Below are 23,883 nucleotides of genomic sequence, written 5' to 3'. Positions count from 1 at the left end.
CTGCGATCGAGCGCGTAGCGCTCGCAAAACCTGAATCCGCGTATTCACGCCTGCTGCGCAGCCGATCACAGGCTGCGCCAGCGGCTACAGATCAGCGTCCGCCTTTCTTGTCGGGCAGCGGGGCGAAGAGGGCTTCGATGTCTTCGCTCTGCAGCTTCCAGTCGCCGGCCTTGCGCCCATCCAGCACGCCCGCCGCCAGGTCGGACTTCTCCTGTTGCAGGTGCTGGATTTTCTCTTCCACCGTGCCGCGGGCAATCAGCTTGTAGACGAACACCGGCTTCTCCTGGCCGATCCGATAGGCGCGGTCGGTGGCCTGGTTTTCCGTGGCCGGGTTCCACCAGGGGTCGTAGTGGATCACGGTATCGGCTTCGGTCAGGTTGAGGCCGACGCCGCCGGCTTTCAGGCTGATCAGGAAGATTTGCAGCTTGCCGCTCTGGAAGTCCCTGACCGGCGTGCGGCGGTCGCGGGTCTGCCCGGTCAGCAGGGCATAGGCGACGTTGCGCCGTTTCAGCTCGGCCTCGATCAGGCTCAGCATCGAGGTGAATTGCGAGAACAGCAGGATGCGCCGGCCCTCGTCGAACAGCTCCTCGAGCATCTCCATCAGGCTGTCGAGCTTGCCGGAGGAGCTGCCTCGCGTCGGCACCGCGTCTTCGTTGACCAGGCGTAGGTCGCAACACACCTGGCGCAGTTTCAGTAGCGCCTCAAGAATGATGATCTGGCTGCGGGCCACGCCCTTGCGGGTGATCTCGTCGCGGACTTTCTTGTCCATGGCCAGGCGCATGGTTTCGTACACGTCGCGCTGGGCTTCATTGAGCTCCACCCAGTGGATGATCTCGGTCTTGGGCGGCAGCTCGGTGGCCACCTGTTCCTTGGTGCGGCGCAGCAGGAAGGGCTTGATCCGCCCGTTGAGGTGCTGCAGGCGCACTTCGCTGGCGTGCTTTTCGATCGGCACGCGGTAGTCGCGATTGAAGCTCTTCACGTCTCCCAGCCAGCCGGGCAGCAGGAAGTGGAACAGCGACCACAGCTCGCCCAGGTGATTCTCCAGGGGCGTGCCGCTCAGGCACAGGCGCTGCCGGGCGTTGAGCGCGCGCGCGGCCTGGGCCGCCTTGCTCGACGGGTTCTTGATGTATTGCGCCTCATCCAGCACCAGGACATGCAGGGGCAGGGCGGCGAGCTGCTCGACATCCTTGGGCAGCAGCGCGTAGGTGGTGAGGATCAGGTCGTAGTCGGCCAGCCGGGCGAAGTGCTTCTTGCGGCCGGCGCCATACAGGGCCAGGACCTTGAGCTGCGGCGTGAAGTGCGCCGCCTCGTCGAGCCAGTTGGGGATCAGGCTGGTGGGCATCACCACCATGCACGGCCGGTCCAGGCGCCCGGCGTTTTTTTCGCTGAGCACGTGGGCCAGGGTCTGCAGGGTTTTGCCCAGGCCCATGTCGTCGGCCAGGATGCCGCCGACTTCCAGCTGGCGCAGGGACTGCATCCAGCTCAGGCCTTCGAGTTGATAGGGGCGCAGGGTGGCGTTCAGGCCTTCTGGCGCGGGGGCCGAGTAATCCTTGATATCCCGCAGCCGTTGGGCGAAGGAGCGGATATGTTCGCCGCCCTCCCAGAGCAGGGGCAGGTCTTCCAACGGATTGAGGCGGGTCGCGTCGGCACTGCTCAGGCGCAATGTAGTTTCGCCGGGCTCCTGCAGATAGAACTCACCGAGGGTGGCCAGCACCGGCTTCAGCCGGCCGTAGGGCAGCGCCACTTGCAGGGGACCGTTGGGCGAGTTGGGACGCCCGGGAATATTTACCAGGATCAGTTCGTCATCCCGGCGTTTGGCCAGGCGTTCCGGGTTGAGGATTTCGGTGTGGGAGCGCATCAGGTTGAGCAGGATCGGCAGCAGGCTCAGGCGCTCGCCGTTGACGATGATGCCCAGTTCCAGGTCGAACCAGTCGCGCCCCGGCGCTTCGTCCACCGTGGCGTACCAGTCGTCCACGGCGGTCAGGTCGAAGCCGAAGTCGTCGTCGATCTGCAGCTCCCAGCCCTGGGTGCGCAGCTTGGGCAATTCGTTGAGGGTGAAGGTCAGCCAGGCGCTGTCGTTGACCATTTCATACAGCTCGCCAGCGCTTTCCGGCAGGGCCTTGCTCTGCCGGGTGGCGATCTTGAAACCCAAGGCCCGCAACTGTTCGCGATAGCGTTGTTCGACTTCCGGCTGGCGCTTGATGCGCAGGGTCTGGTGTTCCTGGCGAATCAGCACGTCGGCGTTTTTCTGCCCGCTGACGTATTCCTCCAGGTAGCTGAACGACAGCGCGGCACGGTGCTGGATGTAGCGCTGCATCTTGCCGTTGCGCGGTTCGAAGGCGCTGAACTCGATGCTGGCCAGCCACAGCCGGGGTATTGGCTGCACGTTGTCGACGATCTGTTGCGGCAGCGGGGCGGGGCTGCGGTTCTCCAGCACGGCCTGGAGTTTTTCCAGCAGCTCGGCGTCTTTCGCCGCTGCCGGGTAGGCCAGGGTTTCCTCGATTTTCAGCAGCACCGCGGCGATGTGTTTGCAATTGCTGCGCACCGGGCAGGTGCAGGAGGCTTCGACCATCAGCAAGGTGTTCTTGGCCGACTCGCGCAGGCTGATGGTCTGTCGATAGACGTTGCCCCCCGAACCTTCGCAACTGGCGGTGATGACGCTGTCGCCGGCCTGGACGATCCTGACGCGGTTCTCCAGGGCGTAGCGGCGGCCACGCTCCAGGGCTTGTTCCTTGAATCGGCTGACCCAGGAAGGCGCCAGGGGTTTGGTCAGGGTCGGGGGCATAGGGACTTCTGTCAGTCCACGATTTCAGGAGGCGCCTCGCGCGGCGCGGGGGCCGACAGCGAGGTGATCTTGATCAGCAGGGCCAGGTGACCGTTGTCGAGGTAGTTGAGCTGGCCGTTCTTGGTGTGGCTTTCCTGCTTCAGGCGTTCGCTGGCGGTCACCAGGCCATTGCTGTCGATCTGGTTGACCCAGAACTGCGCATCCACATCGGTGAAGCGCCCGAGCTTGAGGGTCAGGGTGCCCTCGATCGGGAACTGGCCGAACTGTTCCCGGCCCTCGCTGACGGCGATTTTCACCGGGTTTTCGTCCAGCGCCTGCTGCCAGGCCTTGTGCATCAGCACGCTGTAGTCGCCGCTGGCGGTGAGTTTCTCGACCACGCTGCCCAGCGCCGGGGTGCGCTGGCTGTCGGCGCCCAGGTGTTGGGCGCCGGCGGCCCAGTCTTCGGGGGCGGCGCGGCTGACGATGGCGGGAACCGCGTTCTGCCGGACCAGAATCATTTCGACCTGATACATGTCGGCAAACGCCGAGGGAGCGACCAGGGTCAGGAGCAAGGTCAGTGAGCGAAACAGGCGCATGGGGCGTCCTTCAAGCAGTTTTCGGGGTGAGGCGCTCGAACAGCGCCTCCAATGTGTTGAAGCGTTCTTCCGGGCGTTCCATTGGCACCATGAATTTGAACAGCGTGGCGCCTTCAAATTTGTAGCGATTGGGTTGGCCCTGGATGAGTTTGATCAATGCCAGCGGATCCACCGGGGTATCGGCGGCGAACTCGAGACGACCGCCCTGCGGGCCGCCGTCGACCTTCTTGATGCCCAGTTGCTCGGCCTGCAGTTTCAGCAGGGTCAGGCGCACCAGGTTCTTGGTCGGTTCCGGCAACAGGCCGAAGCGGTCGATCATCTCCACTTGCAGGTCTTTCAGGCCGTCCTCGTCGGTGGCCGAGGCAATGCGCTTGTAGAGGATCAGCCGCGCATGCACATCCGGCAGGTAGTCTTCGGGAATCAGCGCCGGCAGGCGCAGGTTGATTTCCGGACCGCCACCCAGCGGCTGGTCGAGGTTCGGCTGCTCGCCCTTGCGGATGGCTTTCACCGCGCGCTCGAGCATTTCCATATAAAGGGTGAAGCCCACCGCCTGGATCTGGCCGCTTTGGCCATCGCCCAGCAGTTCGCCGGCGCCGCGGATTTCCAGGTCGTTGGTGGCGAGCACGAAGCCGGCCCCCAGGTCCTGGGTATTGGCGATCGCCTCCAGGCGCTTTTCCGCGTCCGGGGTGATCTGCTGGCGCGCTGGCGTCAGCAGGTAGGCGTAGGCCTGGTGGTGGCTGCGACCGACCCGGCCGCGCAACTGGTGCAGCTGGGCCAGGCCGAACTTGTCGGCGCGCTCGATGATGATGGTGTTGGCGCTCGGCACGTCGATGCCGGTCTCGATGATGGTCGAGGCGATCAGCACGTTGAAGCGCTTGTGGTAGAAGTCGCTCATCACCTGTTCGAGTTCGCGTTCGCGCATCTGCCCGTGGCCGATGCCGATGCGCGCTTCCGGCACCAGTTCGGCGAGGTCGGCGGCGCATTTCTCGATGGTCTTCACATCGTTGTGCAGGTAGTAGACCTGGCCGCCGCGCAGCAGCTCGCGCAGCAGGGCCTCTTTGACCGTGCTCTTGTTCTGCTCCATGACGAAAGTGCGCACCGACAGGCGTCGGGCTGGCGGCGTGGCGATGATCGACAGGTCGCGCATGCCCGAGACCGCCATGTTCAGCGTGCGCGGAATCGGCGTGGCGGTCAGGGTCAGGATGTCGACCTCGCTGCGCAGGGCCTTGAGCTGCTCTTTCTGGCGCACGCCGAAACGGTGTTCTTCGTCGATGATCACCAGCCCGAGGTTCTTGATCTTCACATCGTCCTGCAACAGCTTGTGGGTGCCGATGACGATGTCGATCTTGCCTTCGGCCAGGTCGGCCACCGCGGCATTCACTTCCTTGGCGGACTTGAAGCGGCTCATCACTTCCACGGTCACCGGCCAGTCGGCGAAGCGGTCGCGGAAGCTGTTGTAGTGCTGCTGGGCGAGCAGGGTGGTGGGCACCAGGATCGCCACTTGCTTGCCGCCGTGCACGGCGATGAAGGCCGCGCGCATCGCCACTTCGGTCTTGCCGAAGCCAACGTCGCCGCAGACCAGGCGATCCATCGGCTTGGCCGCGAGCATGTCCTCGCGCACCGCTTCGATGGTGGTTTGCTGGTCGGGGGTTTCTTCGAACGGGAAGCCGGCGCTGAAAGTGGCGTAGTCGGCTTTCGGGTCGGCGAAGGCATAACCTTCGCGGGCGGCGCGGCGAGCGTAGATGTCCAGCAGCTCGGCGGCGACATCGCGCACCTGCTCGGCGGCCTTGCGCTTGGCCTTCTGCCAGGTTTCCGAACCCAGGCGGTGCAGCGGCGCCAGGGCGTCGTCGCTACCGGTGTAGCGGGCGATCAGGTGCAGGTTGGCCACCGGCACATAGAGCTTGGCGCCCTCGGCGTATTCCAGGGTGAGGAATTCGGCGGCCTGGTTGTCGATTTCCAGGGTGGCCAGGCCCAGGTAGCGGCCCACGCCATGATCGATATGCACCACCGGCGCGCCTTCGCGCAGCTCGGTTAGGTTCTTGATCACTGCATCGTTGTTGGCATCGGCGCGTTTTTCCCGGCGCCGGCGCTGCATCACGCGCTGGCCGAACAGCGGGCTTTCGGCCACCAGCGCCAGGGCTGGATCGTCCAGCAGCAAGCCTTCGTCCAGCGGCGCGATGGTGATCGCCAGGCGATCCTTGCCAGCGACGAAATCCGGCCAGCTGTCGACGGTCTTCGGCCGCAGCTTCAGGCGTTCCAGCAACTCCAGCAGCACCTCGCGGCGCCCGGCGGATTCGGCGGTGAACAGCACGCGTCCGGTGAACTCGTCGAGGAAATTCGCCAGGGCCGCCAGCGGCTGGTTGGCCTTGGCTTCGATGGCGAGGTTGGGCAGGGTCTGTGCCGGGAAGCGCTCGCGACCGCCACCGGCCTCGATGTCCTGCTGGCTGGCGACTACCCGCGGCCAGCTTTTCAGGCGGGCGAAGCAGTCCTCCACCGGCAGGAACAACTCGGCGGGCGGCAATAAAGGACGGGACGGATCGACGCGGCGTTCTTCGTAACGGTTGCGCACGTCGTTCCAGAAGTTCTCGGCCGCCTGTTCGATGCCTGGCAGGGAGAACACCTGGGTGTCCTGGGGCAGGTAGTCGAACAGGGTCGAGGTGTCTTCGAAGAACAGTGGCAGGTAATACTCGATGCCGGCCGGGGTGATTCCGCTGCTCAGGTCCTGGAAGATCGGGCAGCGGCGGAAGTCGACGTCGAAGCGCTCGCGGAAACGGGCCTTGAAGCGGGTGACGGCTTCTTTCTGCAGCGGGAATTCCTTCGCCGGCAGCAGGCGTACCGAATCGACCTTGTCGATGGAGCGCTGGTTTTCCGGATCGAAGGTGCGCAGGGTCTCGATTTCATCGTCGAACAGGTCGATGCGATAAGGCAGTTTGCTGCCCATCGGGAACAGGTCGATCAAGGCGCCGCGCACCGCGAACTCGCCGTGCTCGTACACCGTATCGACACAGCGATAGCCGCTGGCTTCCAGGCGGGTACGCATCTGTTCGACATCCAGCTTCTGGCCGATGTCCAGCACCAGGCTGCTGCCGAGCAGGAACTTGGTCGGCGCCAGGCGATGCAAGGCCGTGGTGATCGGCACCACCAGCACACCGTGCTCCAGCTCCGGTAGCCGGTACAGGCTGGCGATTCGCTGGGAGATGATGTCCTGGTGCGGCGAGAACAGGTCGTAGGGCAGGGTTTCCCAGTCCGGGAAATGCAGCACGGGCAAATCCGGGGCGAAGAAACTCAGCTCCTGCTCCAGCCGTTCGGCACTTTGGCTGTCGGCGGTCAGCAGCAGGGTGAAGCGCTTGGCGGCGCTGGCAGCCTCGGCAATGGCCAGGCTGAGGGCGGCACCGGGCAGATTGCCCCAGTGCTGTTTGCCGGCGGCGGCAGGGAGTTGCGGTAGACGCAGAACGGGCACGGAAGGTTGAGCTCCAGCGTTGCGACAAAGTCGGTAATTGTAGCGGTCCGGCATACCGGCTGTCAGTTGCTGATGTGTCTATTACGCGGTTGCGGAAAATGTAGTGGTTATGACAAAAAAACGCGTTTTTTGGCAGGAAATGTAGTGCCGAATTGGGGCGGTGTTACGGAGGGTTACAGACAACGCTGGGTTACCGCGCAAAATGAGGCCTTTCTGAAACCCGCGTATTTACTGGGCTGGAGCGGGGCGTGATTTTTCCGGATGAGGTTTTGTTACGTTCTGCGCGACAGGCGCGCATTGCTACGCAGGGGACTCGGCTGCATAATGTAGCCCCTTTTTTCAGCCCCTACATGTGGAAGGTTCCCGTGACTCAGAAGCCCGACCAGTGTCTTGGTGAATGGATCGACCGTGAAGCGCTCGCAGAAGCGATGATTCCGCTTATCGGTCAGCTCTACCGCAATAACAATGTGGTGAGTTCGATCTATGGCCGCAGCCTGATCAACCAGTCTGTCATCGCGATTCTCAAAGCTCACCGCTTTGCTCGCCATCGTTCTTCCGACGATAGCGAACTCTCCGTCCACGAAACATTCCCACTGCTCAAGGCCATGAGCGAGCTCAAGCTCGGCGCTGCCTCGGTGGACCTGGGCAAGTTGGCGTTCAAATTCCGCAACGAAGGCAATGGCCGCACCGCCGAGCAATTCGTTCGCGAAGAGCTGGCTGACGTGGTTGGCCAGCAAAACGCTTCGCCCCGCAAAGGCACCGACGTGGTCCTGTACGGTTTCGGTCGTATCGGCCGTCTGCTGGCGCGCATCCTGATCGAGAAAACCGGTGGCGGCGACGGCCTGCGCCTGCGTGCCATCGTGGTGCGCAAAGGCGCCGAAAACGACCTGACCAAGCGCGCCAGCCTGCTGCGTCGCGACTCGGTACACGGTTCGTTCAACGGCACCATCACCATCGACGAAGCCAACAACACCATCACCGCCAACGGCAACCTGATCCAGGTTATCTACGCGAAGAACCCGACCGAGGTGGACTACACCCAGTACGGCATCAAAGACGCGCTGCTGGTGGACAACACCGGTGTATGGCGCGACGCCGATGGCCTGGGCCAGCACCTGGCCTGCCCGGGTATCGACCGCGTCGTTCTGACCGCGCCTGGCAAAGGCAAGCTGAAGAACATCGTTCACGGTATCAACCACACCGACATCACCGCTGACGACAAGATTGTTTCCGCCGCTTCCTGCACCACCAACGCCATCGTGCCGGTGCTCAAGGCCGTGAACGACAAGTTCGGCATCGTCAACGGGCACGTCGAAACCGTTCACTCGTACACCAACGACCAGAACCTGATCGACAACTTCCACAAGGGCGATCGTCGTGGCCGTAGCGCCGCGTTGAACATGGTGATCACCGAGACCGGTGCTGCTACCGCTGCTGCCAAGGCCCTGCCTGAGCTGGCCGGCAAGCTGACCGGTAACGCGATCCGCGTTCCGACGCCAAACGTGTCGATGGCCATTCTCAACCTGAACCTCGAGAAAGCCGCTACCCGTGAAGAGATGAACGAGTACCTGCGCTACATGGCGCTGCACTCCGATCTGCACAAGCAAATCGACTTCGTCAATTCCCAGGAAGTGGTTTCCACCGACTTCGTTGGCTCGCGCCACGCCGGTGTGGTGGACGCTGAAGCGACCATCACCCAGGACAACCGCGTTGTGCTGTACGTCTGGTACGACAACGAATTCGGCTACAGCTGCCAGGTGGTTCGTGTGATGGAAGACATGGCTGGTGTGAACCCGCCTGCGTTCCCGCGCTAAACCTTAGCCGCACATGAAAACGCCCCGACTTGTCGGGGCGTTTTTGTTTGTGGCGTTTGCTTGCGATGCGCTTGTATCTGCTCGGGCGTTATCGCGGGCAAGCCTCGCTCCTACAGAAGCGTTGGGCGCGCTCGCGATAGCGTCCTGTCAGGCGCCATCGGCTATCGCTGCCTGTGCGCTGCGCAGTTCGTGGCGATTGCCGCGGAACAGCACCAGGGTCGCGATCAGGCCCAGCACCGCTGCGCCGCTGAGCCAGATACCCGGCGCCGCCTTGTTGTCCAGCACATGGATCAGGTAGGTGCAGGCTGCCGGCGTGAAGCCGCCAAAGGTGGCGGTCGCCAGGCTGTAGGCCAGGGAGAAGCCGGTGGTGCGTACTTCAACCGGCATGATCTCGGTGAGGGCTACCACCATGGCGCCGTTGTACGAGCCATAGAGGAAGGACAGCCACAACTCGACGATCAGCAGGTGGCTGAAACTCGGGTTGGCCACCAGCCAGGACAGTGCCGGGTACGCCGTCAGGATTGCCAGGACGGTCGCCGCCAGCAGCAGCGGCTTGCGCCCGACCTTGTCCGAGACGGCGCCCATCACCGGCAGCCAGAAGAAGTTCGACAGGCCGATGCACACGGTGACCAGCAGCGCGTCCAGGTCCGACAGCTGCAGCTCGGCCTTGCCGAAGGTCGGGGTGTAGGCGGTGATCAGGTAGAAGGACACGGTGGTCATCACCACCAGCGCCATGCCGGCCAGGACGATGCCGAAGTTCTGGCCAATGGAGCGGATGATTTCCTGCAGGGTAGGGCGGTGCTTGCGTGCCTGGAACTCCGGGGTTTCTTCCAGCGAGCGACGGATCATGAAGATCGCCGGCACTATCATGCAGCCCACCAGGAACGGTACGCGCCAGCCCCAGTCGCCCATTTGCTCCGGGCTCAGCCAGTGATTCAGGCCCACACCCAGCAGGCCGGCGAATACCACGGCGGCCTGTTGGCTCGCCGATTGCCAGCTGACGAAGAAGCCCTTGCGACCCGGGGTGGAGATTTCCGCCAGGTAAACCGAGACGCCACCCAGCTCCACCCCGGCAGAGAAACCCTGCAGCAAGCGGCCGAGCAGCACCAGCAACGGCGCAGCGACGCCGAGGGTGGCATAACCCGGGACGCAGGCGATCAGTACTGTGCCCGCGGCCATGAGCAGCAGGGTGATGATCAGGCCCCGGCGGCGGCCATGGCGGTCGATATAGGCACCGAGAAAGATCGCGCCCAGCGGGCGCATCAGGAAGCCGGCGCCGAAGGTCGCCAGCGACAGCATCAGTGACGCGAAAGCACTGTCGGCAGGGAAGAAGGTCTTGGCGATGGCCGTGGCGTAGAAGCCGTAGACCATGAAGTCGAACATCTCCAGAAAGTTGCCGCTGACAACGCGAAAGATCGCCTTGCCTTTGCCCGTGGTCGTGGACATTTTATTCACTCACTTTGGCTATTTTGTTAGCGATCCCTGGTCGTTACCCGTCCTGGTTGCACGGTCTGGGGCGGCTAAGCCGCAGGTCAGACAGTTTGTAACAATATGTGTATGAGTCTGCCGAGGCAACAAAAACTCTTAGCTTGCTTGCTAAGTAGATGGAAGGCTTGGGATTTATTGCCAGCCAACTCGCTGAATAAGCCCGCAAGAGCGAGCTTGCGATGAGCTGGGTTCGGCCTGGATCAAATCCGCGCTGGCTGCCGCATAATGGCCCGCCCTGATCGGCGACTGCCGAGAGGGAAATCGAGTGTCGGGAGGCGAAGTCTTGTTGGTTGGATCTTGGGTGCGAGGATGGCTTCCTGTCGTTTTGCTCATGGCCCTGGCTGGATGTGATCGGGGCGATTCGCTGGAAAGCTTCGGCGGCCCGACCATGGGCAGTACCTACTCGATCAAGTACGTGAGGCGGGCAGGCCTGGCCGCGCCGAATGAGGTGCAGGCCCAGGTCGAGCAGATACTCGCGCAGGTCGACCGGCAGATGTCGACCTATCGCAGCGACTCGGACATCGAACGCTTCAACGATCTGCCGGCCAACAGCTGCCAGGCGATGCCGGCGGCGGTCCTGCGCTTGGTCGAGGTGGGCCAGCAGTTATCGCGGGACAGCCAGGGCTCCTTCGATCTGACGGTCGAGCCGTTGCTCAACCTCTGGGGCTTCGGCCCGCAGGGGCGCGGAGAGGCGGTGCCCAGTGATGAGGCGCTGGTGCAAGCGCGGCAGCGGGTCGGTTATACCCATCTGCGTATCGAGGGCGACCGGCTGTGCAAGGACGCCGCGGTCGAGGTGGATTTCAACAGCATCGCCGCCGGTTATGCGGTGGACCGGATTGCCGCCAGGCTCGCGGAAATGGGCATCGACAGTTACCTGGTCGAAGCCACGGGCGAACTCAAGGCGGTCGGCAGGAAACCCGACGGTTCGGCGTGGCGCATTGCTTTGGAGGAACCTCGGGACGATCGACAGGTGGCCGAGCGGGTCATAGCCGTCGATGGTTATGGGGTTTCGACTTCCGGCGACTACCGCAATTATTTCCAGCGCGACGGGCAGCGTTACTCCCACACCTTCGACGCCCGCACCGGCAGACCTGTCGAGCATGGGCTGGCCTCGGTCACGGTGATCCATCCCGCGGCCGTGATGGCTGATGGGTTGTCGACCCTGTTGCTGATCCTCGGTCCCGAGCGCGGCTGGGATTACGCAGAAAAACACGATATCGCCGCATTTTTTGTGATTCGCGCCGATACAGGCTTCGTCACACGCAGCAACCGCGCGTTTGATCGCCTGTTTGCCGGACAAAAGCAGTAATCTTGCGCAGCGCCGCGGCGCGATGTCGCAGGCAAAAGTAGCCGGCGACGCGACCAAGGGTTAATGTGCGCGGCGTTGACGCTTCTATAGACTGTGCCCGGGTTCGTAACCGAGCCAAATTGATCCTTCATGCCGCTGGCCGCGACATGATTTAGCCGCAGGTGCCACATCGGGTGCCGCGGCCTGTTCTGAGGAGTACGCATGGCTGTCTACAACTACGACGTAGTGGTGCTGGGTTCAGGCCCCGCTGGAGAAGGTGCGGCAATGAACGCCGCGAAAGCAGGACGCAAGGTAGCGATGGTCGATAGCCGTCGCCAGGTCGGCGGTAACTGCACCCACCTGGGCACCATCCCGTCCAAGGCCTTGCGTCACTCGGTCCGGCAGATCATGCAGTTCAACACCAACCCGATGTTCCGGGCCATTGGCGAGCCGCGCTGGTTCTCGTTCCCCGACGTACTGAAAAGCGCCGAGAAGGTCATCTCCAAGCAGGTCGCCTCGCGCACCGGCTACTACGCGCGTAACCGGGTCGACGTGTTCTTCGGCACCGGCAGCTTCGCCGACGAGCAGACCATCGAAGTGGTCTGCGCCAACGGTGTGGTCGAGAAGCTGGTGGCCAAGCACATCATCATCGCCACCGGCTCGCGCCCGTATCGCCCGGCCGATATCGATTTCCACCACCCGCGTATCTACGATAGCGACACCATCCTCAGCCTCGGCCACACCCCGCGCAAACTCATCGTTTACGGCGCCGGTGTGATCGGTTGTGAATATGCGTCGATCTTCAGTGGCCTGGGGGTACTGGTCGAGCTGGTGGACAACCGCGGCCAGTTGCTGAGCTTCCTGGACTCCGAGATCTCCCAGGCGCTGAGCTACCACTTCAGTAACAACAACATCACCGTGCGCCACAACGAGGAATACGACCGCGTCGAAGGCCTCGACAACGGCGTGATCCTGCACCTCAAGTCGGGCAAGAAGATCAAGGCCGACGCCTTGCTCTGGTGCAATGGCCGGACCGGCAACACCGACCGGCTGGGTATGGAAAACATCGGGGTCAAGGTCAACAGCCGTGGCCAGATCGAAGTGGACGAGAACTACCGCACCTGTGTGCCGAACATCTACGGCGCCGGTGACGTGATCGGCTGGCCGAGCCTGGCCAGTGCCGCCCATGACCAGGGTCGTTCGGCCGCCGGCAGCATCGTCGACAACGGCAGCTGGCGCTTCGTCAACGATGTACCGACCGGGATCTACACCATTCCGGAGATCAGCTCGATCGGCAAGAACGAGCAGGAACTGACCCAGGCCAAGGTGCCGTACGAAGTGGGCAAGGCCTTCTTCAAGAGCATGGCCCGCGCGCAGATCGCCGGTGAGCCGCAAGGCATGCTGAAGATCCTGTTCCACCGCGAAACCCTGGAAGTCCTGGGCGTGCACTGCTTCGGCTACCAGGCTTCGGAGATCGTGCATATCGGCCAGGCGATCATGAACCAGCCGGGCGAGCTCAATACCCTGAAGTACTTCGTCAACACCACGTTCAACTACCCGACCATGGCCGAAGCCTATCGGGTCGCAGCTTACGACGGCCTCAACCGGCTTTTTTGAGCGACTCCGGCCGGTGGCCTGAGCCGGCCGGGGAGACCGATTTCAGTAACTCTCGAGCGTGGCGCTGGCCAAACCGGGAAAGTCTGTAATCAGGCTGTCTACGCCGAAGTCGGCGAGCCTGCGCATCAGCGCAGGCTCGTTGACTGTCCACACCGACACATGCAAACCCTGACGCTGCGCCCGTTGCAGCCGCTCCGGGGTGCAGAGTGTCCAGTTCAACGCCAGCATCTCGCAGCCGTAGCTTTGCGCGACCTTCAACGGGTCGAGCCAGGCGTATTCGGCGACCAGCCCGCGCGACAGATCCGGGGTCAATTCGACAGCCGCCTTGAGCACTTCCCGTGAACTGGAGGTGACGGTGACCTTGTCCAGCAGGCCGAAACGCTGGGCCATCTCGCGAATCGCCAGCACCGTGGTGGCGGCACGGGTGCGCGAGGCGCTCTTGACCTCCAACTGCCAGTGCTCGAAGTCGCACTTTTCGAACAGCTCTTCCAGGCGCGGGATCGGGCAGGGCGTGACCCAACCCGGGCCACCCTTGCGGGCGTCGTAGGTCACCAGTTCTTCGGCGCTGTGTTCGACCACCTTGCCGCGTCGGTCGGTGGTGCGCTTGAGGGTGGGGTCGTGGATCACCATCAGCTCGCCGTCCATGGACAGGTGCAGGTCCAGTTCGCAACGGCGTACGCCATGCTTGAGGCACTGCTGGAAGCTGGTCAGGGTGTTTTCCGGTGCTTCGCCTTTAGCGCCGCGGTGGCCATAAATCAGGGTCACGATTGCTCCTTCACGGAAATTTTTCCATTAGATGGTCAGTGCTGCGCGATGGGGCCACAGGTCAGTCGGCGGCCGGGTCGTTCTGCTCTCGGGCCTGGCGACGTTCCTGGGCTTGCTTCTGCAGGATATAGCGCGCCAGCAACTGGCGTTGGGCGTCGGTCAATGATTCGAACTCGGTACCGATTTCGAACGTGCCGAAACTGCGGGTTTCACAGTGGGTGACCTTGGCCCGCAACAACAGGCCCAAGGCCTGGGGCATCAGCAGCAGCTTGACCGCCAGGTGGGTGCCGGCCGGGTAGGACAGGTGATGTTCGAACTCGATGCCGCCTTCGGAGAGAATCACCCGCTGCGGTTCGCCGAACTTGCCGAGCACGGTCTGCGCCACCACCTGGCTGAGCAGGTCGATGCGCTTGTTCATGGTCTTGAGGTAGTTGGCCAGGGTCCGGTCGCGCTCGCTGACCTGGCGCAGCAGGTGCTGCGATTCGAATTCGCTCAGATGCAGCTCGCTGAGCAGGTTGAACAGCGGTGACGCATCCTGCAACACTTCCTTGCTCGCCGCTTCGTGGGCGGACAAGGGGCTAATTTCCAGTGCGATCGTGTCCTCGATACGGTAGTATTCGCGGCGATCTTCTTCATCTAATGTCGACATGGCGAACCCATGGTAGCGGCGGTGGTCTGAGTGTAAAGCTGCTTACCTGGACCCGCCACAAGGACGTCTTCTTTTCCTCCGAACAAGCCCCGACATGTTCAGACCTCTCTTCGTATTTATTGGCACGCGTTATACCCGTGCAAAGCGTCGCAATCATTTCGTGTCATTCATTTCCCTGACCTCGATGATCGGACTCGCCCTGGGCGTGGTCGTGATGATCGTCGTGCTGTCGGTGATGAATGGCTTCGACCATGAGATGCGCACCCGCGTGCTGGGCATGGTGCCCCACGCGACCATCGAGTCCGGTGAGCCGATCAGCGACTGGCAAGGCCTGGCCGACAAGGTCCAGCAGAACCCCAAGGTGCTGGCGGTTGCGCCCTTCACCCAGATGCAGGGGTTGCTGACCAATAACGGCCAGGTGCAGAAAGTCCTGCTCAACGCCATCGATCCGGCCAAGGAACGCCAGGTTTCGATCATCGATAACTTCATGAAGCAGGGCAAGCTGGACGACCTGGCGCCCGGCAGCTTCGGCATCGTGATCGGCGACAAGGCAGCGACCAAGCTGGGGGTTGGCCTGGGCGACAAACTGACCTTCGTCGCGCCCGAGGTCACGGTGACCCCGGCCGGGATGTTCCCGCGCATGAAGCGTTTTACCGTGGTCGGCATCTTCCATGTCGGCGCCGGTGAGCTGGACGGCTATCTGGGCCTGACCAACCTCGACGACCTGGGCCGCCTGCACCGCTGGAAGCCGGATCAGGTCCAGGGCCTGCGCCTGAAGTTCGACGACCTGTTCCAGGCGCCACGCACCGCCTGGGAAATTGCCGAGCATCTGGGCGAGAACCAGTACTACGCCCGTGACTGGACCCGTACCCACGGCAACCTGTACCAGGCCATCCGCATGGAAAAAGCCATGATCGGCCTGCTGTTGCTGCTGATCGTCGCTGTTGCCGCCTTCAACATCATTTCCACCCTGGTGATGGTAGTGAACGACAAGAAGGGCGATATCGCGATCCTGCGCACCCTGGGGGCGACGCCGGCCAGCATCATGGCGACCTTCATGGTCCAGGGCACGGTGATCGGTGTGATCGGTACCTTGATCGGCGCCGTGGTCGGGATGTTCGCGGCGTTGAACGTCAGCGCGGCGATCTCGGCCCTCGAAGGCCTGATCGGGCACAAATTCCTCAATGCCGACGTGTACTTCATCGACTACCTGCCATCGCAACTGATGGCCGAAGACGTGTTGATGGTCTGCGGTGCGGCACTGGTCCTGAGTTTCCTCGCCACCCTGTATCCAGCCTGGCGTGCCGCGCGCACCCAGCCTGCGGAGGCGCTACGTTATGAGTGAGTTGGGCATGAGTGAAAAAGCAATTCTGAGCTGCCGCGACCTGGGCAAGTCCTACGAGGAAGGTCCGGAGTCGGTGGTGGTGTTGTCCGGCCTGCAACTGGAGTTGCACCCGGGCGAACGGGTGGCGATCGTCGGTACCTCCGGTTCGGGCAAAAGTACCTTGCTCAACCTGCTGGGCGGCCTCGACACGCCAACCAAGGGCAGCGTCTGGCTCGACGGTGAAGAGCTTTCGGCACTGAGCGAGAAGGGCCGCGGCCTGTTGCGCAACCGCTCCCTCGGTTTCGTCTACCAGTTCCACCACCTGCTGCCGGAATTCACCGCCCTGGAAAACGTCTGCATGCCGCTGCTGATCGGCAAGACCGCGATCCCGGAAGCCCGTCAGCGGGCCACGGCCTTGCTGGAGCGGGTCGGGCTGGCCCATCGCCTGGAGCACAAGCCGGCCGAGCTGTCTGGTGGCGAACGCCAGCGTGTGGCCATCGCTCGCGCCCTGGTCAACAAGCCAGGGCTGGTGATGCTCGACGAGCCGACCGGCAACCTCGATTCCCACACCGCGCAAGGCATTCAGGACTTGATGCTGGAACTCAGCACCTCGATGCGTACCGCGTTCCTGGTGGTGACCCACGACATGAACCTGGCTCGCCAGATGGATCGCGTCCTGCACCTGCAGGAAGGTTGCCTGACGCCCATCTGACTGGCTGCAACCCGGCGCCTGAAACAGGCGCCGGGTCTTTAATTTCCATACGGTGCCCCAGCGAATGTTCAGACCGTTATCGATCTTTATCGGCACGCGCTATACCCGCGCCAAGCGCCGCAATCGCTTTGTTTCCTTCATCTCCATGACCTCGATGATCGGCCTCGCCCTGGGCGTGCTGGCGATGATCGTGGTGTTGTCGGTGATGAACGGTTTCCAGCGCGAAATGAGCTCGCGCATCCTCGGCATGGTGCCCCACGCCACCATCGTCGGCGTCAAGCCGATCGACGACTGGCAGCCGGTGGCCGCCGCGGCGATGAAAAATCCCGAGGTGACGGCCGCGGTGCCGTTCACCGAGATGGAGGGCATGCTCTCCTACAAGGGCTCGATGCAGCCGATTCAGATCAGCGGCATCGACCCGGCCCAGGAAGGCAAGGTCTCCATCGTTGCCCAGCACATCGTGCAGGGCCGTCTGGATGCCTTGAAACCGGGCGAGTTCGGGGTGGTGATCGGTGAGATCACGGCACGCCGCTTCCGCCTGAATGTCGGCGACAAGCTGACCCTGATCGTGCCGGAAATCAGCTCTGCGCCGGGCGGCATCACCCCGCGCATGCAGCGTTTGAACGTGGTCGGGGTGTTCAAGGTCGGGGCCGAACTCGACGGTTCCATGGGCTTGATCCATGTGGCCGATGCCGCCGAGATGCAGCATTGGCAGCCGAACCAGGTGCAGAGCGTGCGCCTGGCGGTCAAGGACCTGTACGCCGCGCCCAAGGTTTCCAGCGACATCGCGGCCAGCCTGGGCGCTGGCTTCAAGGCCGATGACTGGACCCACACCCAGGGCAGCCTGTTCAGCGCGATGAAGATGGAAAAGACCATGATCGGCCTGTTGCTGCTGATGATCGTCGCCGTGGCCGCGTTCAACATCATCGCCACGCTGATCATGGTGGTGAACGACAAGGGCGCGGACATCGCGATCCTGCGCACCATCGGCGCCACGCCACGGCAGATCATGGCGATCTTCATGGTCCAGGGTACGGTGATCGGTATCGTCGGCACCTTGATCGGTGGCGTGCTGGGAGTGATCGCGGCGTTGAACGTCAGTGCGCTGGTGGGTTGGCTGGAACGGGTCAGCGGCCAGCACATCTTCAGTTCCGACGTGTACTTCGTCAGCAACCTGCCTTCCGAGCTGCAGGGCGGCGATGTGGCCCTGATCTGCACCGCGGGTTTTGTCCTGAGCTTCCTGGCGACCCTGTATCCGGCCTGGCGCGCGGCCAAGGTCGAGCCGGCGACGGCGTTGCGTTACTCGTAAGATCCAGGACCGCCATCGCGAGCAAGCTCGCTCCTCCGGGGAGCTTGCTCGCAACCCCTGCGCTAGTCCTGCCTCGGCAACTCAATCACAAAGCTCGTCCGGCCCTGCGCCGATTCGCAACGAATCTGCCCGCCATGGGCGCGGATGATCGATTGAGTGATGGCCAGCCCCAAGCCTGCATGTTCACTGCTGCCTTCATGGCGCGCCGGGTCGGCGCGGTAGAATCGGTCGAACAGTCGTGGCAAGCGTTCAGGCGGAATACCTTCGCCGGTGTTTTCCACCCGCAGGAATGAACCCTTGGCGGTCTCGCCAAGCCGCACCCGCACTTCGCCGCCAGCCGGGGTGAAGCGCAGGGCGTTGTCCAGCAGGTTGGAAAGGGCGCGACGCAACATGCTGCGGTCGCCCTGGATCTTCGCACTGCCTTCGCGCCCCAGGGCGATGCCGGCGTCTTCGGCCAGCGGCGAATAGAACTCCAGCAGCATGTCGGTTTCGTCACCCAGCTCCAGTGCTTCGCGCTTTGGCGTCAGCAGGCCATGGTCGGCCTTGGCCAGGTAGAGCATGTCGTTGACCAGTTGGGCCATCCACTGCAGCTCTTCGAGGTTGCTGTGCAGCGCTTCGCGATAGTCTTCCAGCGCCCGTGGGCGGGTGAGGGTGACCTGGGTGTGGGTCAGCAGGTTCGACAGTGGGGTGCGCAGTTCATGGGCGATGTCCGCCGAGAACGCGGAGAGACGCTGGAAGGAGTCGTCCAGGCGCCCGAGCATGGCATTGAAGGCCTGGGCCAGTTCGGCCAGTTCGCCGGGCATCTGCTGCTCCGGCAAGCGCTGGGTCAGCGAGCTGGCTGAAACACCCGCGGCGACCTCGCTCATCCGCCGTAACGGACGCAGGCCGCTGCGCGCCGCCCAGGCCCCGAGCAGCGCAGTGGCCAGTGCCGAAAGGCCGACGGTCAGCCAGATCAGGTGCTGCATGCGTTGCAGGAAGTGCTGGTGGTGGGTGATATCGAGCATCAGGGTCAGCTCTGGCGAGCCGGCCTGGCCGGGCTCCAGGGCTGCACTGTAGATGCGGTAGGCGGTACCGTCGTGTTGCAGACTGTGCAGTCCGGTCGGCTGGGCCGCAGTGGCCGGCAACCCCTTGGCGCTGTCGAACCAGACGGCGCCATCCGCGCCTGTGACCCGCAGCGTCAGGTCCGGTTGATGGCTGAGTTCATCCTGCAACTGCGCCTTGCGTTCGGCAAAGCGTTGCGGGTCGGCGGCGCCCTGCAGCGCACTGCGCATGGCGATCAGCTTGCCTTCCAGCAGTTGCTGGTCGAGTTCGATGAAGTGCGCCTCGCTGGCGCGGCTGAACAGCACCCCGGCGAGCAGCGAAACCACCGCGGTGCAGCCGGCGAACAACAGGGCCAGGCGCCCACTCAGGGTCAAGCGGCGCATCAGGCCTGGCGCTCTTCGAGCACGTAGCCCATGCCGCGCACGGTGTGGATCAGCTTGTTGGGGTAATCGTCATCGATCTTCAGGCGCAGGCGGCGGATCGCCACTTCGATGACATTGGTGTCGCTGTCGAAGTTCATGTCCCAGACCTGAGAGGCGATCAGCGTCTTGGGCAGCACTTCGCCCTGGCGCCGCAGGAGCATTTCCAGCAGCGAGAACTCCTTGGCGGTGAGGTCGATGCGTTGGCCGTTGCGTTCGACCCGTCGGCGAATCAGGTCCAGGCGCAGGTCCGCCAGTTGCAGGGTGGTTTCCTGGGGCGTGGAGCTGCCGCGGCGCAGCAGGCTGCGAACCCGGGCCAGCAGTTCGGAGAAGGCGAAAGGCTTGACCAGGTAATCGTCGGCGCCCAGCTCCAGGCCGTGAACCCGGTCTTCCACCGCATCGCGCGCGGTCAGGAACAGTACCGGTATCTCCAGCCCGGCGCCGCGCACGGCTTGCAGGATCTGCCAGCCATCGCGGCCCGGCAGCATCACGTCGAGAATCAACAGGGAATAGTCGCCGGTCAGCGCCAGGTGTTGGCCGGTGGTGCCATCGGCCACCAGCTCGGCATTGAAGCCGGCCTCGCTCAGGCCCTGGCGCAGGTAGTGGCCGGTTTTCGGTTGGTCTTCGACGATCAGCAATTTCATGGGCGACTCATGGCAAATGGAACGCGGGCTTTATACCGTGGGCAACGGCCGCATGGCACAAGCTGACAAAGTTGTAATTTAGCAGTCAGCCAGCTGGCAGCGGTGCGGCCTTAGAGTTTCACACACGCTGAACCTCATCTTATTGGAGTACGACTATGTTTTTACCCAAGAGTGTTTTACCTCGTTCGTTGACGCTGGCCGCGTGTTTGCTGGCATTGGGTGCGCCGGCCTGGGCATCGCCGGCGCAGACCTACGATTTCGGTCAGGCGGCCTCGGCGGCCAAGGCCACGCGTACGGTGGAAGTGGTCATGAACGACATGTCCTACACCCCCAAGAGCCTGGACATCAAGGCTGGCGAGACCGTGCGTTTCGTCTTGATCAACAAGGGCCAGTTGCTGCATGAGCTCAATCTCGGTACCGCGGCCATGCATGCCGAGCACCAGCAGGAAATGCTGAAGATGCAGCAGAGCGGCATGCTGACACCTACCGCGATGAAGAGTATGCCCGCCGGGGCCATGGATCACGCCGCCATGGGGCATGGCGCGATGCCCGGCATGAAGCACGACGATCCGAACAGCGTGCTGGTGGAGCCGGGCAAGACCGCTGAGCTGACCTGGACCTTCAGCAAGGCCGGCAGCCTGGAGTTCGCCTGCAATATCCCGGGGCACTATCAGGCGGGCATGGTCGGCAAGCTGACCGTCAGCCAGTAAGCGCCTGGGGCTCAAAGGCGGAGGCAAAGACTGATAGAATCGCCTGATTCTTCAGTCAGGTTTCCGCCATGCATCCCGCAGCCGAACATTCGCCGCTGGGCAAGTCCAGTGAATACGTCTCCACCTACACACCGTCCTTGCTGTTCCCGATCCCGCGGGCGGCGAAATGGGCCGAGCTGGGCCTGAGCGCCGACACCCTGCCTTATAAAGGCGTGGACTTCTGGAACTGCTTCGAGCTGTCCTGGCTGCTGCCTTCCGGCAAGCCGGTGGTGGCCATCGCCGAGTTCAGCATTCCGGCGGACTCACCGAACATCATCGAGTCGAAGTCGTTCAAGCTGTACCTCAACTCGCTGAACCAGACCCCTTTCGCGGATCGCCAGAGCCTGGAAGAAACCTTGCGTGCCGACCTCTCGGCGGCGGCCGGCAAGCCGGTGGGCGTGCGGATCCGCAGCCTGGGCGAAGTGGAGGCGGAAGGTGTGGTGGCCTTGCCGGGGACCTGCATCGACGAGCTGGATATCAACGTCAGCAGCTATGAACATCCACGTCCGGAGCTGCTGCAGTGCGACAGGTCGCGGATTGTCGAGGAGAGCGTGCACAGTCATCTGCTCAAATCCAATTGCCCGGTCACCAGCCAGCCGGACTGGGGCAGCGTGGTGGTGGAGTACCGTGGCCCGGCGCTGGACCACGCCAGCCTGCTGGCCTACCTGGTGAGCTTCCGCCAGCACTCGGACTTCCATGAGCAATGCGTGGAGCGGATTTTCCTCGACCTGCAGCGTTTGCTGCAGCCGGAGAAGCTCACGGTGTATGCGCGTTATGTGCGTCGTGGCGGCCTGGACATCAACCCGTATCGCAGCACCGAAACCGCGAGTTTCGCCAACTTCCGACTGGTTCGCCAGTAATGAAAAAGCCCCGCTCTGGTAGCGGGGCTTTTTTTGTTTGTAAGGGGGTTAAATCCCCATGTTGCCGAGGGTTTGCACGATGTTGCGCAAGGTGCCGGCAATGGCGGGGTGCTCAAGCTCGAAGCGTTCGACGGCGAGGTTGACCCCGTCGGCCAGGCTGGTGTCCTGGGTGGCGTTTTCCAGTTTGAGCTCGAGCTCGATCTGTTGCATCAATTCCTGCAGATTGGCGCGTTCTGCTTCCGAAAGCGGTGGGTTCTGCTCCAATTGCTCGCGCAGGGTATTGAGCTGTTCTTGCAGTTCGCGGGCAGGCATGGCGTTCTCCCTTCATTGATAGGCACAGCCATGGACCGCGCCGATTCGCTAAAGGTCCATGTCTGAACCTTAGCGTAATCCACTCGCGGGCAATGTGCATGATCTTGATCAAGTCAGGGTTTTTCACCCTTCAGGCGACGCTGGCCGATGTCGGCGAGGCAGGTCGGCAGCTCTCCCAGATGGTCGATCACCGAGTGCACGCCGAGGCTGAATAGATGCAGGGTCGCCTTGCCACGCTTGAGCTCGCGTTCCTGCTGACTCAGCGCCTGCCATTGCGCCGGGCTCATGCCACAGAGCGAACCGCAGGACGCCAGGCCGATGGTCCACAGGCCGGCGTTGAGGCCCGATTGCAGCAGGCGCGGTTCGCCGCTGACCAGCACGCAGCCGTCCAGCCGGCTGGCATTCAGGGCCATCAGCGCCTGCCAGCAGGCATCGGGAGCAGGCCAGCGGGAGCCTGTGTTGGGGGAGGCGATGACCCAGTCGGGTAGTGAACTCGCCAGGCGCTGGCTGAGACTGTCGGGCAATTCGTCGAGCCAGGCGCAAGGTACGCCTTGTTGTTGCAGGCTGTGCAGGATGTCCAGGGCGCCGTGGGTGGCGTGGGCCTGTTCCAGGACCGGGTGATCGGCGCTGTGCAGGCGCATCCGCGCGCCGAAATCCACCAGGCAACCGCTGAGGCCAAAGAGCACGGCGGTCAAGGTGGGGGCGGATACAGGCAAGGCTTCGGCGTGAGGCATCGTGACGTCCCTGAAATACCTTGCAAGCGTATCGACGGCAGATGACCGTTGGGTGACAGCCCCGTGAACAGGCCATGCAAACGAGGGGGGAGAGGGCTAAGCGCTGCGCCAGTGCTGCATAAATGGATATATCCGACTTATACTAGCGCGCTTACCGCCAGGGCATAGCGCCCGCGACAGTACAATCCAAGGAGTTTCTGCTATGCGCTGGAGCAATCGTCTCGCTCAGCTTATGTGTGCCGGCATGCTGCTGGTGCCGGTTTTGGCCCACGCTGCGGAAGACGATCCGTGGGAAAGCATCAACCGCCCGATCTTCACCTTCAACGACACCATCGATACCTATGCGCTGAAACCCTTGGCAAAAGGTTATCAGGCCGTAACGCCGCAATTTCTCGAAGACGGCATTCACAACTTCTTCCGTAACATCGGTGATGTCGGCAACCTGGCCAACGATATCCTGCAGGCCAAGCCCCATGCCGCTGCCGTCGACACTGCGCGGCTGTTGATGAACACCACCATCGGCGTAGCGGGCTTTTTCGATGTGAGCACCAAGATGGGTTTGCAGCGTAACGATGAAGACTTCGGCCAGACCCTGGGTTACTGGGGGGTCGGCAGCGGTCCTTACGTGATGCTGCCGTTCTTCGGTCCGAGCACCCTGCGCGACGCGCCGGCCAAGTATGTGGACAGCTTTACCGACGGTTACCGTTATGTGAACGACGTGCCGGTGCGTAACAGCGTGTTTGCCCTGGAGGTCGTCGACACTCGCGCCAGTCTGCTGTCGAGCGAGAAGCTGATCAGTGGCGACAAGTACACCTTCATTCGCAATGCCTACCTGCAGAACCGCGAGTTCAAGGTCAAGGACGGCAAGGTCGAAGACGATTTTTAAGCTTTGACCCAGTCATGAAAAAGGCGGCCTCGAGGCCGCCTTTTTTCATGGGTTTCAGAATCAGTTCATCTTCAGGATTGTAAGGCCAAGTTTCTGGCCGTTGCCTTCCAGTTCGGTGACCCAGACCACTTCGGTGTCCGCTTCCAGTCCCCTGAGGGCAGCATGGTCGGAATCGATACGCACGCTGAGCTGGTCGCCAACCTTGAATGAGCGTGGTGCCCGGACCTGCATGCCACTGCTGGAAAGGTCGATACAGACGGCTGGAATCACCTGGCCCTGATGGATCAGCGTGACCTCTGCATCCACCCGCATGCGGATGTAATCGCGCTTTTCACTGTAGTCACGATCGTTTGGGCTCATAGGCTCCATCCTGCGTTTAAGTTGCGGATTTGTCTGTTCTTATAACTCCCGGTGATTTGAGGTGTAAAGACGTCCAGCGACCATCGGCATGA

At 62.7% G+C, this 23,883-nt stretch carries 20 protein-coding genes; 9 read left to right on the top strand and 11 right to left on the bottom strand.

Annotated elements, in window-relative coordinates:
- Positions 1-91: 91 nt before the first annotated feature.
- Genes PVZ78_RS16130 through mfd form a run of 3 tightly spaced genes read right to left on the bottom strand, consistent with a single transcriptional unit; the run spans position 92 to position 6,820 of the window.
- Positions 92-2,785, bottom strand: a complete 2,694-nt coding sequence (locus PVZ78_RS16130; protein ID WP_028682990.1) for a DEAD/DEAH box helicase — start codon at positions 2,783-2,785, stop codon at positions 92-94.
- An 11-nt stretch (positions 2,786-2,796) separates the two neighbouring features.
- Positions 2,797-3,360 carry a CsiV family protein gene (locus PVZ78_RS16125; RefSeq protein ID WP_016704939.1) on the bottom strand — a complete coding sequence of 188 codons (564 nt, stop codon included), beginning with the start codon at positions 3,358-3,360 and terminating at the stop codon, positions 2,797-2,799.
- 10 nt (positions 3,361-3,370) lie between these two features.
- Positions 3,371-6,820, bottom strand: a complete 3,450-nt coding sequence (mfd, locus tag PVZ78_RS16120) for a transcription-repair coupling factor (RefSeq protein ID WP_016704938.1) — start codon at positions 6,818-6,820, stop codon at positions 3,371-3,373.
- 350 nt (positions 6,821-7,170) lie between these two features.
- Here mfd and PVZ78_RS16115 point away from each other — a divergent pair, with 350 nt between their 5' ends.
- Complete coding sequence (locus PVZ78_RS16115) at positions 7,171-8,634, top strand: glyceraldehyde-3-phosphate dehydrogenase (RefSeq protein WP_016704937.1); 1,464 nt, start codon at positions 7,171-7,173, stop codon at positions 8,632-8,634.
- Positions 8,635-8,781: 147 nt separating this feature from the next.
- Here PVZ78_RS16115 and PVZ78_RS16110 read toward each other — a convergent pair whose 3' ends face one another.
- Positions 8,782-10,080: an MFS transporter gene (locus tag PVZ78_RS16110; RefSeq protein WP_009047973.1), complete on the bottom strand. Its 1,299-nt coding sequence runs from the start codon at positions 10,078-10,080 to the stop codon at positions 8,782-8,784.
- Positions 10,081-10,453: 373 nt separating this feature from the next.
- Between PVZ78_RS16110 and PVZ78_RS16105 the strand changes: the two genes are divergently transcribed.
- Together PVZ78_RS16105 and sthA are read left to right on the top strand one after the other, a co-directional pair.
- Positions 10,454-11,431, top strand: coding sequence for an FAD:protein FMN transferase (locus PVZ78_RS16105; protein WP_038631240.1), 978 nt, complete (start codon positions 10,454-10,456; stop codon positions 11,429-11,431).
- 201 nt (positions 11,432-11,632) lie between these two features.
- Complete coding sequence (sthA, locus tag PVZ78_RS16100) at positions 11,633-13,027, top strand: Si-specific NAD(P)(+) transhydrogenase (RefSeq protein ID WP_007926939.1); 1,395 nt, start codon at positions 11,633-11,635, stop codon at positions 13,025-13,027.
- A gap of 42 nt (positions 13,028-13,069) precedes the next feature.
- On the opposite strand, the gene PVZ78_RS16095 is transcribed toward sthA, so the two are convergent.
- Together PVZ78_RS16095 and PVZ78_RS16090 are read right to left on the bottom strand one after the other, a co-directional pair.
- The gene (locus tag PVZ78_RS16095; protein WP_009047975.1) at positions 13,070-13,792 is read right to left on the bottom strand and encodes a glycerophosphodiester phosphodiesterase; all 723 of its coding nucleotides are present in this window, start codon (positions 13,790-13,792) and stop codon (positions 13,070-13,072) included.
- A gap of 61 nt (positions 13,793-13,853) precedes the next feature.
- On the bottom strand, positions 13,854-14,441 hold the full coding sequence (locus PVZ78_RS16090) for a PilZ domain-containing protein (protein ID WP_009047976.1): 588 nt from the start codon (positions 14,439-14,441) through the stop codon (positions 13,854-13,856).
- Positions 14,442-14,535: 94 nt separating this feature from the next.
- Between PVZ78_RS16090 and PVZ78_RS16085 the strand changes: the two genes are divergently transcribed.
- The 3 genes from PVZ78_RS16085 (at position 14,536) to PVZ78_RS16075 (ending at position 17,786) form a co-directional block, all read left to right on the top strand.
- On the top strand, positions 14,536-15,786 hold the full coding sequence (locus PVZ78_RS16085) for a lipoprotein-releasing ABC transporter permease subunit (protein WP_016704934.1): 1,251 nt from the start codon (positions 14,536-14,538) through the stop codon (positions 15,784-15,786).
- A 7-nt stretch (positions 15,787-15,793) separates the two neighbouring features.
- Entirely contained in the window at positions 15,794-16,477 is a 684-nt protein-coding gene (gene lolD / locus PVZ78_RS16080) for a lipoprotein-releasing ABC transporter ATP-binding protein LolD (RefSeq protein ID WP_164485193.1), read from the top strand.
- Positions 16,478-16,541: 64 nt separating this feature from the next.
- Positions 16,542-17,786 (top strand): lipoprotein-releasing ABC transporter permease subunit, encoded by a 1,245-nt coding sequence (locus tag PVZ78_RS16075; RefSeq protein ID WP_009047979.1) that lies wholly within the window; start codon positions 16,542-16,544, stop codon positions 17,784-17,786.
- Positions 17,787-17,848: 62 nt separating this feature from the next.
- Here the strand turns inward: PVZ78_RS16075 and PVZ78_RS16070 are convergent, their stop codons facing one another.
- The gene (locus PVZ78_RS16070; RefSeq protein WP_016704933.1) at positions 17,849-19,210 is read right to left on the bottom strand and encodes a heavy metal sensor histidine kinase; all 1,362 of its coding nucleotides are present in this window, start codon (positions 19,208-19,210) and stop codon (positions 17,849-17,851) included.
- On the bottom strand, positions 19,210-19,890 hold the full coding sequence (locus tag PVZ78_RS16065) for a heavy metal response regulator transcription factor (RefSeq protein ID WP_007926961.1): 681 nt from the start codon (positions 19,888-19,890) through the stop codon (positions 19,210-19,212). The genes PVZ78_RS16070 and PVZ78_RS16065 overlap by 1 nt, the downstream gene beginning before the upstream one ends.
- Positions 19,891-20,045: 155 nt before the next feature.
- Here PVZ78_RS16065 and copI point away from each other — a divergent pair, with 155 nt between their 5' ends.
- Both copI and queF read left to right on the top strand, forming a co-directional pair.
- Positions 20,046-20,600: a copper-resistant cuproprotein CopI gene (gene copI, locus PVZ78_RS16060; RefSeq protein WP_009047981.1), complete on the top strand. Its 555-nt coding sequence runs from the start codon at positions 20,046-20,048 to the stop codon at positions 20,598-20,600.
- A 68-nt stretch (positions 20,601-20,668) separates the two neighbouring features.
- A complete protein-coding gene (queF, locus tag PVZ78_RS16055) occupies positions 20,669-21,499 on the top strand; it encodes an NADPH-dependent 7-cyano-7-deazaguanine reductase QueF (RefSeq protein ID WP_016704931.1) in 831 nt (276 codons plus the stop codon).
- A 48-nt stretch (positions 21,500-21,547) separates the two neighbouring features.
- On the opposite strand, the gene PVZ78_RS16050 is transcribed toward queF, so the two are convergent.
- Both PVZ78_RS16050 and PVZ78_RS16045 read right to left on the bottom strand, forming a co-directional pair.
- Entirely contained in the window at positions 21,548-21,811 is a 264-nt protein-coding gene (locus PVZ78_RS16050) for a DUF4404 family protein (protein ID WP_007926964.1), read from the bottom strand.
- Between the two features lie 113 nt (positions 21,812-21,924).
- Positions 21,925-22,545, bottom strand: coding sequence for a hypothetical protein (locus tag PVZ78_RS16045; protein WP_009047983.1), 621 nt, complete (start codon positions 22,543-22,545; stop codon positions 21,925-21,927).
- A gap of 202 nt (positions 22,546-22,747) precedes the next feature.
- Here PVZ78_RS16045 and PVZ78_RS16040 point away from each other — a divergent pair, with 202 nt between their 5' ends.
- Positions 22,748-23,431, top strand: a complete 684-nt coding sequence (locus tag PVZ78_RS16040; RefSeq protein WP_009047984.1) for an MlaA family lipoprotein — start codon at positions 22,748-22,750, stop codon at positions 23,429-23,431.
- Positions 23,432-23,491: 60 nt separating this feature from the next.
- On the opposite strand, the gene PVZ78_RS16035 is transcribed toward PVZ78_RS16040, so the two are convergent.
- Positions 23,492-23,791, bottom strand: coding sequence for a PilZ domain-containing protein (locus PVZ78_RS16035; protein ID WP_016704930.1), 300 nt, complete (start codon positions 23,789-23,791; stop codon positions 23,492-23,494).
- Positions 23,792-23,883: the final 92 nt, after the last annotated feature.

The organism is Pseudomonas sp. SBT1-2, from assembly GCF_028640875.1.
In the GTDB taxonomy this organism is placed as follows: domain Bacteria; phylum Pseudomonadota; class Gammaproteobacteria; order Pseudomonadales; family Pseudomonadaceae; genus Aquipseudomonas; species Aquipseudomonas chlororaphis_I.
Note: the sequence above shows the minus strand (reverse complement) of the source record. Positions and strands in the feature narration are given on the sequence as shown.

Excerpts from the sequence above, each read along its gene's own strand:
- PVZ78_RS16130 (WP_028682990.1), bottom strand. The coding sequence starts at position 2,785 with ATGCCCCCGACCCTGACCAAACCCCTGGCGCCTTCCTGGGTCAGCCGA.
- PVZ78_RS16125 (WP_016704939.1), bottom strand. The coding sequence starts at position 3,360 with ATGCGCCTGTTTCGCTCACTGACCTTGCTCCTGACCCTGGTCGCTCCC.
- PVZ78_RS16115 (WP_016704937.1), top strand. The coding sequence starts at position 7,171 with ATGTGGAAGGTTCCCGTGACTCAGAAGCCCGACCAGTGTCTTGGTGAA.
- PVZ78_RS16110 (WP_009047973.1), bottom strand. The coding sequence starts at position 10,080 with ATGTCCACGACCACGGGCAAAGGCAAGGCGATCTTTCGCGTTGTCAGC.
- PVZ78_RS16105 (WP_038631240.1), top strand. The coding sequence starts at position 10,454 with ATGGCCCTGGCTGGATGTGATCGGGGCGATTCGCTGGAAAGCTTCGGC.
- sthA (WP_007926939.1), top strand. The coding sequence starts at position 11,633 with ATGGCTGTCTACAACTACGACGTAGTGGTGCTGGGTTCAGGCCCCGCT.
- PVZ78_RS16090 (WP_009047976.1), bottom strand. The coding sequence starts at position 14,441 with ATGTCGACATTAGATGAAGAAGATCGCCGCGAATACTACCGTATCGAG.
- PVZ78_RS16085 (WP_016704934.1), top strand. The coding sequence starts at position 14,536 with ATGTTCAGACCTCTCTTCGTATTTATTGGCACGCGTTATACCCGTGCA.
- lolD (WP_164485193.1), top strand. The coding sequence starts at position 15,794 with ATGAGTGAAAAAGCAATTCTGAGCTGCCGCGACCTGGGCAAGTCCTAC.
- PVZ78_RS16075 (WP_009047979.1), top strand. The coding sequence starts at position 16,542 with ATGTTCAGACCGTTATCGATCTTTATCGGCACGCGCTATACCCGCGCC.
- PVZ78_RS16070 (WP_016704933.1), bottom strand. The coding sequence starts at position 19,210 with ATGCGCCGCTTGACCCTGAGTGGGCGCCTGGCCCTGTTGTTCGCCGGC.
- PVZ78_RS16065 (WP_007926961.1), bottom strand. The coding sequence starts at position 19,890 with ATGAAATTGCTGATCGTCGAAGACCAACCGAAAACCGGCCACTACCTG.
- copI (WP_009047981.1), top strand. The coding sequence starts at position 20,046 with ATGTTTTTACCCAAGAGTGTTTTACCTCGTTCGTTGACGCTGGCCGCG.
- queF (WP_016704931.1), top strand. The coding sequence starts at position 20,669 with ATGCATCCCGCAGCCGAACATTCGCCGCTGGGCAAGTCCAGTGAATAC.
- PVZ78_RS16050 (WP_007926964.1), bottom strand. The coding sequence starts at position 21,811 with ATGCCTGCCCGCGAACTGCAAGAACAGCTCAATACCCTGCGCGAGCAA.
- PVZ78_RS16045 (WP_009047983.1), bottom strand. The coding sequence starts at position 22,545 with ATGCCTCACGCCGAAGCCTTGCCTGTATCCGCCCCCACCTTGACCGCC.
- PVZ78_RS16040 (WP_009047984.1), top strand. The coding sequence starts at position 22,748 with ATGCGCTGGAGCAATCGTCTCGCTCAGCTTATGTGTGCCGGCATGCTG.
- PVZ78_RS16035 (WP_016704930.1), bottom strand. The coding sequence starts at position 23,791 with ATGAGCCCAAACGATCGTGACTACAGTGAAAAGCGCGATTACATCCGC.